At 71.4% G+C, this 9,131-nt stretch carries 5 protein-coding genes and 4 pseudogenes; 7 read left to right on the plus strand and 2 right to left on the minus strand.

Going from position 1 to position 9,131, the window contains the following annotated elements:
* The first annotated feature begins 91 nt into the window (after positions 1-91).
* Together ACFWN1_RS15470 and ACFWN1_RS15475 are read left to right on the plus strand one after the other, a co-directional pair.
* A complete protein-coding gene (locus ACFWN1_RS15470; protein WP_384361820.1) occupies positions 92-823 on the plus strand; it encodes a DUF6879 family protein in 732 nt (243 codons plus the stop codon).
* Between the two features lie 15 nt (positions 824-838).
* Positions 839-1,696, plus strand: a complete 858-nt coding sequence (locus tag ACFWN1_RS15475) for a helix-turn-helix domain-containing protein (protein WP_384361822.1) — start codon at positions 839-841, stop codon at positions 1,694-1,696.
* A gap of 302 nt (positions 1,697-1,998) precedes the next feature.
* On the opposite strand, the pseudogene ACFWN1_RS15480 reads toward ACFWN1_RS15475, so the two are convergent.
* Positions 1,999-2,373 (minus strand): annotated as a pseudogene (locus tag ACFWN1_RS15480) (MerR family transcriptional regulator); the annotation flags it as partial.
* Between the two features lie 170 nt (positions 2,374-2,543).
* Here ACFWN1_RS15480 and ACFWN1_RS15485 point away from each other — a divergent pair.
* Together ACFWN1_RS15485 and ACFWN1_RS15490 are read left to right on the plus strand one after the other, a co-directional pair.
* A pseudogene (locus ACFWN1_RS15485) lies at positions 2,544-2,792 on the plus strand (L-asparagine permease); the annotation flags it as partial.
* A gap of 9 nt (positions 2,793-2,801) precedes the next feature.
* A pseudogene (locus ACFWN1_RS15490) lies at positions 2,802-3,104 on the plus strand (PfkB family carbohydrate kinase); the annotation flags it as partial.
* 12 nt (positions 3,105-3,116) lie between these two features.
* On the opposite strand, the gene ACFWN1_RS15495 reads toward ACFWN1_RS15490, so the two are convergent.
* Positions 3,117-4,604, minus strand: coding sequence for a M1 family metallopeptidase (locus ACFWN1_RS15495; protein ID WP_384361825.1), 1,488 nt, complete (start codon positions 4,602-4,604; stop codon positions 3,117-3,119).
* Positions 4,605-4,777: 173 nt separating this feature from the next.
* Here ACFWN1_RS15495 and ACFWN1_RS15500 point away from each other — a divergent pair, with 173 nt between their 5' ends.
* The 3 genes and pseudogenes from ACFWN1_RS15500 (at position 4,778) to ACFWN1_RS15510 (ending at position 9,104) form a co-directional block, all read left to right on the plus strand.
* Complete coding sequence (locus ACFWN1_RS15500; protein ID WP_384361827.1) at positions 4,778-6,733, plus strand: Xaa-Pro dipeptidyl-peptidase; 1,956 nt, start codon at positions 4,778-4,780, stop codon at positions 6,731-6,733.
* Positions 6,734-6,895: 162 nt separating this feature from the next.
* Positions 6,896-7,336, plus strand: a pseudogene (locus tag ACFWN1_RS15505) (oxidoreductase); the annotation flags it as partial.
* 127 nt (positions 7,337-7,463) lie between these two features.
* A complete protein-coding gene (locus ACFWN1_RS15510; RefSeq protein WP_384361830.1) occupies positions 7,464-9,104 on the plus strand; it encodes an ABC-F family ATP-binding cassette domain-containing protein in 1,641 nt (546 codons plus the stop codon).
* Positions 9,105-9,131 lie beyond the last annotated feature (27 nt).

Consider the following 9,131-nt stretch of genomic DNA (forward strand, 5'->3'; position numbering starts at 1 on the left):
ATGTTATCCATGAAGGTCTACCGAACCCCGTTCGCGGGGCGTTGATTTCCTTGATGCTTGGCAGATCAGTCCCCGAAGAAAGGAACTGGTCATGGCGCGACGACTGCGCTTCAACGGCACGGGCAGCGGCGGTGGTTCCTGCCCCGCGGTGCATGAAGACCTGGATACGGGCGAGGTCATCGTGCATGGGCCCCGCCTCACCGACCCCGAGGCACTGGCCCAGCTTCAGCACATCGACGAGGAAAACACGCTGATCGACTTCGGGCCGAAGAGCCGCGACGCCGAACCGCGCATCCTTGACCCGGAGACGTTCGCCCGGCTGTTCGAGAACTTCCAGCACAGCGCGTGGCACCTGGAGATGCGCCGTGGGTACGCGGTCGATCGGGCCGGGCACACGTACGCCCAGTTCGTGAGGGGGGAGGCCCCGACATGGGACACGAACTCGCCGTGGGCCCGCACCATCAGCGCCAAGACGCGGGACGGTGCGGTGGTCGGCCGTGTTCGGATCGTCGACAACCCGCCGACCGAGGGACAGCGGTATCTTCTCGCACACGCCGAGCACAACGCCGATCTGGGCGAGGACGTTCGGAACATGTGGCGCGAGGATGCCGAGCGCGTCAACCTGCCGGACGAAGACTTCTGGATCTTCGACTCGCACATCGTCGCCGTGTGCATCTTCGATGACGACGACCACCTGACGGGTGCCGAGCTGGTCACGGAACCGGCGCGCGTCAACCAGTACAACCGGCTGCGTGACATCGCAGTGCACTACGCCATCCCGTACAAGGACTTCGTGGGCCGTATGACCGCGAAGGAGGAGTAAAGCAGGTGAGTACCGGTGAGCACGGACTATCAGAAGGCGCGCGAAGATCTCGGAATTCGACTCCGGGAACTTCGCCTGACTGCCCCTGGGGGTCGGCTCACCGGTACAGCACTCGCCGAGCGCCTTGGCCCAGGATGGACCAAGGTCAAGGTCAGCAAACTGGAGAACGGGCGGCAGACAGCGACGACCGAGGACTTGCGCGCGTGGGCGGAGGGGACCGGCCAACCCCAGACGTATGAGGAACTGCTCGCCAGGCTACGGGGGTTCGAGTCCCACATCCGCTCATGGCGTCGCCAACTGGCCGCAGGCCACAAAGCTGTTCAGGACGCGGTCACGCCCGAACACGACCGGGCGCGGGTTCTCACCATCTGGGAGAACTGCCTGATTCCCGGCATGCTCCAGACGCCGGACTACGCCAGGTGCACCTTCAAGCGGCACGCCGACCTGATGCGCTCCCCGAGGGACACCGAGGAGGCCGTGCGCGCACGCGTCCAGCGACAGGAAGGGCTGTACCAAGCGGGCAGGAAGTACCGGATCATGATGTGGGAAGGCGCGTTGCGCTCCTTGATCTGCTCGCCGCCGGTCCTCGCGGCTCAACTCCACCACCTTGCCGGCGCCATCGGCCTGGACACCGTTGAGCTTGGCATCGTCCCTTTCAGCGCTTCGCTCAACATCTGGCCGGGCAACAGTTTCTGGGTCTACGACGAACGCCTTGTCGTGGTCGAGGACTGGCACGCCGAGCTGTGGCTCGACGACGCCGACAGCGTCGCCCTGTACCTCCGGACGTGGAACACCCTGCGAGAGTCCGCCGTGTACGGCCCCGATGCCCAGAACCTCATCAACGCGGCCCGCCGCGCGCTGAACGTTCGTTGACGTTCCGGCGACGTCTTCGAGCAGGCATCACCCGAGTGGACGGAGGTCGAGTGATGGGCTCAGCACCCCCTGACGAGGCGGTGACCGCGACCGAGGCCCGCTACGGGCCGGTGACGTACGAGCTGCTGTCGGACCGGCGTGGCGCATGGGCCGGGAAGGTGGTCACGGCCGCCGGGCAGCTCGCGCTGAAGGCGAACGCCCCCGACGCCGACGAGGGACGGGACAAAGCGATGGAGCTGGACCAGGAAGACCGGAACCTGATGAGGCTCACGGAAGCCGGCGCGCTCGATGCCGGGTACCGCGCCTTCGGCGGCCAGTACGTCCATCGCCGTCAGGCGTCGTTCGTCGTCGCTGAGCCGGCGCCCCGCCCGGCGGTCCAGCTCGGCGCGGCCGACCGACTCCACCGCCTCCGGGGCCCAGGAGGAGACGACCGTCCGGTGCACCGCGAGATCCTGCTCGGTGAGGTCGGCGGGCAGGCGGCTCAGATAGCGCTCGATCGCCGCGAGGGTCATCCCCTGGAGCCGCAGCTCCTCGATCAGCGCGAGGCGGGCCAGGTGCTCGCGGCCGTACCTGCCGACCCGGCGGGGGCCTGTCTGCGGCGGCGGGAGGAGGCCGCGGGTGCAGTAGAAGCGCACCGTGCGCACGGTGACGCCGGACCGCGCGGCCAGCTCGCCGATGGTGAGGGTGGGGTCCTCGGCCTCGGTCGTCGTCGGAGCAGTATCGCTGTCGCAGCAGGAGTGTGAAACCCGCGAAGGTCATGTGAGAAGTCGCCTTCTTCGTGGTCCGGGCGCTGAGCGAGCTGGTCCTGTACCGCCCGTCCTCCGGGTCCTTCGCGCGCGTACGACACGTCCGCCGGGCCCGCGAGGGCCAGGTCACCCGGCCGCGCTTCCAGCTCAAGTCCAGCCCGGTCACGGAGATCGCCACGATCGCCTTCCTGCTGGTCTGTCTCGGCATGATGGGGAACGACCCCGAGGTCGGCCGCCGCACCCTGTACCTGGTCCCGCTGATCGCCGCCCTGCTGGTCGCGGGCTGGTTCGGCGTCCGCCGCCGCGTCACCGCGAACACCGGGCGGGAACTGACCGACCTCACGAAGTAGCAGGTCAGGGCGGGCGCCGGGGGGGCGTACCTGCTGGCCGACGGCAAGCTGACCCACGTCCCGCCGGCGACCCCGCCGGCGACCCCGCCGGCGACCCCGCCGGCGACCCCGCCGGCCCCGGTGGTCGACTCCAACGGCGCGGGCGACGCCTTCGCCGCCGCGTTCCTCCACGGCCACCTCGCCGGGGCGGGCCCGAGCGCTGCGCCCGGTACGGCGCTACAGCGGGCGCGTACGCCTGCACCGTCCCGGCCACCCGCACCGACGGAAACAGGCCGCGACGGCCTCCTCGGGGAGGGAGCCGTCACGGCCTAGGGGAGAGCGGACTCAGTGCGCGTGCACGTCGTTCGTCGCCTCGATCTTCTTCCACGACTTCGGCTGGGCGGCCTTCACCAGGGACCGGGCCGATGCGGCCGCGCCCCGCGCGTCCGGCTTCGACGGCTGGAACAGCCAGGTGTCGAAGAGCGCGGTCAGCGGCTTGCCGGACACCTGCTCGGCGTACTTCTGGAAGTCGGCCACCGAGGCGTTGCCGTAGGCGTGCTCCGTCGGCCAGCCCTTCAGCACGGCGAAGAAGGCGTCGTCGCCGATCTCCTCGCGCAGCGCCTGCACGGCGAGTGCGCCCCGGTCGTAGACCGCGAGGTCGAACTGCGCGTCCGGGCCCGGGTCACCCGGCTTGACGGTCCAGAACGGGTCGTCGGCCGGGTGCGAGGCGTACACGTAGTCGGCCAGCTCGCGCGTGGTGCCCTCGCCCTCGTGCTCGGACCAGAGCCACTGCGCGTACCGGGCGAAGCCCTCGTTGATCCAGATGTCCTTCCAGCCCTTCAGCGACACGTCGTCGCCGTACCACTGGTGGGCCAGCTCGTGCACGACCACCGAGGCGTTGGAGCCGGCCGCGAACTGCTTCGGGCTGTAGTAGACGCGGGTCTGCGTCTCCAGCGCGTACCCGGTGGTGGTGTTGGGGACGTAGCCGCCGGCCGAGGAGAACGGATACGGCCCGAAGTAGCCGCTCAGCCAGTCCACCAGCTCACCGGTACGCTCCACGCTCGCCCGCGCCGCGCCGTCGTTCGCGCCGAGGTCCTTGCTGTAGGCGTTGATCACCGGCACCCCGCCCTCGGAGGTGGAGGTGACGACGTCGAACCGGCCGAGCGCGAGCGTGGCCAGGTAGGTGGCCTGCGGCTTGTCCTCCCGCCAGTTGTAGCGGGTCCAGCCCAGCTTCGACGTCGAAGACTGGAGCGTGCCGTTGGAAAGGGCCTGGGTGCCGTCCGGCACCGCCACCGACACGTCGTAGGTGGCCTTGTCGCTGGGGTGGTCGTTGCTCGGGAACCACCACCAGGCCGCCTCGGGCTCGTCCGCCGCGACCCCGCCGTCCGGGGTGCGGTGCCAGGAGGTGAAGCCGTACGCGCTCTTCGTCGACGGCACCCCGCTGTAACGGACGAGCACGGTGACCTGCGTCCCCTTGGCCAGCGGGGTCTTCGGCGTGACGACCAGTTCATGCTCACCCGAGGTGGTGAACGTGGCCTTGATGCCGTTGACCCGCACCTCGCTGACGTCCAGCAGGAAGTCCAGATCGAAGCTGGACAGGTCCTGCGTGGTCTTCGCCAGGATGGTCGCGGTGCCCTGCAACTCGTCCGTCTTCGGCTGGTAGCGCAGCCTGAGGTCGTAGTGCGAGACGTCGTAGCCGCCGTTGCCGTACTGCGGGTAGTAAGGGTCGCCGATGCCCGGCGCGCCGGGGGAGGACGACGCGGCCGATGCCGGGATCGCCAGCAGGAGGGAGGCCGCGGCCAGGGCGCCCGGTCCGAGGATTCTGCGGTGCACGTCAGCTCCAAGTCTTCTGGACAGGAAGTCTGTTGGGAGCCTATTCAGTCCCGGCCGCTCCTGGCGTGTCCACGACCCCTGCTGTCACACGATCGCCATTCAGCCGTCACGCGTCCCGGGGACCGCCGAACGGCCCTCTTCTGTAAGGGCGTTGACGGGAGTAGCGTCCGCCCATGCCGAATCGCTCGCTCTGGAGAATGCTCGCGGTCCTGGCCGTCGGCGTACTGACGGCCGTCCTCCTCGCCCCGACCGCCGCCCAGGCGGCACCGCGCGAGAGCAGGCCCGTGTACTCGTACGCCGACGCCGTCCGTGAGTCCGTCTGGGTGGACACCGGGCTGGACGAGGACGGTGACGGCCGCACCGACCGCGTCGCCGCCGACATCGTCCGCCCGTCCGAACCCGCCCGGCAGGGCCGCAAGGTGCCCGTCATCATGGACGCCAGCCCCTACTACTCCTGCTGCGGCCGTGGCAACGAGAGCCAGCGGAAGACGTACGACGCGCAGGGGCACGTCGTGCAGATGCCGCTCTTCTACGACAACTACTTCGTGCCGCGCGGCTACGCCTTCGTCGGCGTCGACCTCGCCGGCACCAACCGCAGCGACGGCTGCGTGGACGTCGGCGGCCGCTCCGACATCGGCTCCGCCAAGGCCGTGGTGGACTGGCTCGGCGGCCGCGCCCGCGCCTACACCAGCCGGACCGGCGGTACGCGGGTGACGGCGAGCTGGACCAACGGCGCGACCGGCATGATCGGCAAGAGCTGGGACGCCACCATCGCCAACGGTGTCGCCGCCACCGGTGTGAGGAACCTGAAGACCATCGTCCCGATCAGCGGCATCTCCTCCTGGTACGACTACTACTTCGCCCAGGGCGCCCAGCTCTACGACGGCGGCCCCGACGAACTCGCGGGGTACGTGGAGAGCGACCAGGCCCACTGCGCCGCCGTACAGCAGAAGCTCGCCGACGGCAGCCCCGACTCCGGTGACTGGACCCGGCTGTGGACCGAGCGGAACTATGTCAAGGACGCCCGCAAGGTCCGCGCCAGCGTGTTCCTGGTGCACGGCATGCAGGACCTCAACGTCCGCACCAAGCACGTCGGCCAGTGGTGGGACGCGCTGGCGAGGCACGGCGTCGAGCGCAAGATCTGGCTCTCCCAGACCGGCCACGTCGATCCCTTCGACTACCGGCGCGGCGCCTGGGTCGACACCCTGCACCGCTGGTTCGACCATGAACTCCTCGGCTACGCCAACGGCATCGACCGCGAGCCCATGGCCGACATCGAGCGCCACCCCGACCAGTGGACCACCTCCGCCGTCTGGCCCCCGCGCGGCACCCGGACCACCACGCTCCACCCGGCCCCCGGCCCGACGCCCGGCGTCGGCACCCTGAGCCTCGGCCGGGCCACCGGCACCGAGACCTTCACCGACGACCCGAGCCGCAGCGAGACCGACTGGGCGGCCGACCTGACGAAGTCCACCCCCGACAAGGCCGCCTTCATCACCCCGGAACTCACCGGACCGCTGCGGATCTCCGGCTCCTCCCGGGTGACCGTCACCGCCACCCCGAGCACCGCCTCCGCCCACCTGTCGGCCGTCCTGGTCGACCTCGGCCCGGACACCATCCGCGACTACGCCGCCGGCGGCGAGGGCATCACCACCCTCACCGAGCGCACCTGCGTCGGGGAGAGCACGGCCGGGGACAGCGCCTGCTTCAAGGACACCTCGGCGAAGACCGCCGAGGTGGGCGCCACCGTCGTCAGCCGGGGCTGGGCCGACCTCGGCCACCACGCCTCGCTCACCAAGGGCGTCCCGCTCACCCCCGGCCGCGCCTACACCATGACCCTCGACCTCGCCGCCACCGACCACGTCGTCCCTCGGGGCCACCGGCTGGCGCTGGTCGTCGCCGGCACCGACAAGGACCTCATCGAACCGCCCGCCACCCGCCCCACCCTCACCCTGGACCTCTCCCGCACCACCGCCCGGCTCCCGCTGACCGGCGGCCGGGCCGCCCTGCGCGGCGCTGTCACCACACCGCCCGCACGGCGCGCCCTCACCGTCGTCGGCACCCCCCGCTGCCTGACCGGCCACGGCGACGGCTGCACCGGGACCGGACCGGTGGAGCGGCGGCCGTAGGGGAAGGGCGCGGCCCCACCCCGTACGACCCGGTACGCACTCGACCACGCGTACGCCCGACGCCCGCCGCTTCCCCGCTCCCGCCCGCCGTCGCAGGCCGGAGCGGGGAAGCGGCGGGCTCGGCCGGCCGTCCGCCGGGCCGTACGCGGGAACACTCCTCTCATGTCACCCGCCTACGCCACCTCCGGGCTGGAACCGGCGACCCGCGTCGGCGCCGTCCTCGCCGGCGGCGGCCACCAGGTCCACCGCGAGTTCGCGGACTTCGTCGTCGACGGCAGCCCGCTGCTGTTGAGGCTGTCCGACCTGGACGCCGTGTCACCGCTCACCGCCGGCCTCCCGCCCGCCGTCATCGAACGGGACGGCGACGACTTGCGGCGGCGGGACTTCGCCCGGCAGACCGGTGAACACGTCGACCTCGAACGCGACGGGTACCACGGCACCGGCCCGTTCCGCTTCCACGGCCCCGCCTACCGCGCCGCCCTCACCGCGCTGCTCGACGGCACCGGCGACGCCGCTCCACCGCGCCGGGTGCTCCTCATCGGTCCCCGCGCCGGGCTGCTCACCAAGCTCGCGGTCGTCCTGGACGCCACCCTCGGCCCCGGCTGCCACCGGCTGCCGCTCGGTCCGAGGACGGTCAGGGGTGAGGCGTACCTCCTGGCCCGCACCTCGGGCGGGGTCCTGGCGGCACCGGTCCGGGGCGGTCCGGCCCGCGACTAAAATCAGCGTCCTGATGACTGCCACCCTCGTCGCCAAGAACCTCGCCGCCGGCCACGGCGACCGCTCCCTCTTCACCGGGCTCGACCTCGTCGTCGCGCCCGGTGACGTGATCGGGCTCGTCGGCGCCAACGGCGCGGGCAAGTCCACGCTGCTCAGGATGCTCGCCGGGCTCACCACGCCCGAGGAGGGCGAGCTGCGGCTCTCCCCGCCGACCGCGACCGTCGGCCACCTCCCGCAGGAGCCGGAGCGCAGGGAGGGCGAGTCCGTACGCGACTTCCTGGCCCGCCGCACCGGCGTCGCCGAGGCCCAGCGCACCATGGACGAGGCCACCCAGGCACTGGTGGACGGCGCCCCCGGCGCCGACGACGCCTACGCCGGCGCGCTGGACCGCTGGCTGAACCTGGGCGGCGCGGACCTGGACGAACGCGCCGAGGACGTGGCCGGCACCCTCGGCCTGGCGGTCGGCCTGGACCGGCCCATGACCACCCTGTCCGGCGGCCAGGCCGCCCGCGCCGGACTCGCCTCCCTGCTGCTCTCCCGCTACGACGTCTTCCTGCTGGACGAGCCCACCAACGACCTCGACCTCGACGGCCTCCAGCGGCTGGAACGCTTCGTCACCGGCCTGCGCGCGGGCACCGTCGTCGTCAGCCACGACCGCGAGTTCCTCACCCGCACCGTCACCAAGGTCCTCGAACTCGACCTCGCCCAGCAGCGGATCAACCTCTACGGCGGCGGCTACGCGGCCTATCTGGAGGAGCGGGACGTGGCCCGCAGACACGCCCGCGAGGACTACGAGGAGTACGCCGACAAGCGCGCCGCCCTCCAGGACCGAGCCCAGACCCAGCGCTCCTGGATGGACAAGGGCGTGAAGAACGCCCGGCGCAAGGCGGGCACCGACAACGACAAGATCGGCCGCAAGTTCCGCAGCGAGGCCAGCGAGAAGCAGGCCGCCAAGGCCCGGCAGACCCAGCGGATGATCGAACGCCTCGACGTGGTCGAGGAGCCCCGCAAGGAGTGGGAGCTGCGGATGGAGATCGCCGCCGCCCCGCGCTCCGGCGCGGTCGTGGCCACCCTCCGGGACGCCGAGGTCCGGCGCGACGGCTTCCGCCTCGGCCCGGTCTCGCTCCAGGTCGACTGGGCCGACCGGATCGCGGTCACCGGAGCCAACGGCGCGGGCAAGTCCACCCTGCTCGGCGCGCTGCTCGGCCGGGTCCCGCTGGACTCCGGGAACGCCACGCTGGGCTCGGGGGTGCTGGTCGGCGAGGTCGACCAGGCCCGCAGGCTGTTCCACGGCTCCGAGTCCCTGAGCGACGCCTTCCAGGCGGCCGTACCGGACACCGAGCCGGCCGAGGTACGCACCCTGCTCGCCAAGTTCGGCCTGAAGTCCGGTCACGTACTGCGCCCGGCCGCGTCCCTCTCGCCCGGCGAGCGCACCCGCGCCGCCCTCGCGCTGCTCCAGGGCCGGGGCGTCAACCTGCTGGTGCTGGACGAGCCGACCAACCATCTCGACCTGCCCGCCATCGAGCAGCTGGAGTCGGCCCTCGACTCCTACGACGGCACCCTCCTGCTGGTCACCCACGACCGCCGGATGCTCGACGCGATCAAGGTGACCCGCCGCCTTGAGGTCGCGGACGGCACGGTGACCGAACACTGAACCCCGCCCCCGGCCCGGCGGGAAGGC

The organism is Streptomyces sp. NPDC058459 (assembly GCF_042721685.1).
GTDB lineage: Bacteria > Actinomycetota > Actinomycetes > Streptomycetales > Streptomycetaceae > Streptomyces.

What these genes read in the sequence shown, in the direction of transcription:
- ACFWN1_RS15500 (WP_384361827.1), top strand. Translation starts at nt 4,778, where the DNA reads ATGCCGAATCGCTCGCTCTGGAGAATGCTCGCGGTCCTGGCCGTCGGC.
- ACFWN1_RS15510 (WP_384361830.1), top strand. Translation starts at nt 7,464, where the DNA reads ATGACTGCCACCCTCGTCGCCAAGAACCTCGCCGCCGGCCACGGCGAC.
- ACFWN1_RS15470 (WP_384361820.1), top strand. Translation starts at nt 92, where the DNA reads ATGGCGCGACGACTGCGCTTCAACGGCACGGGCAGCGGCGGTGGTTCC.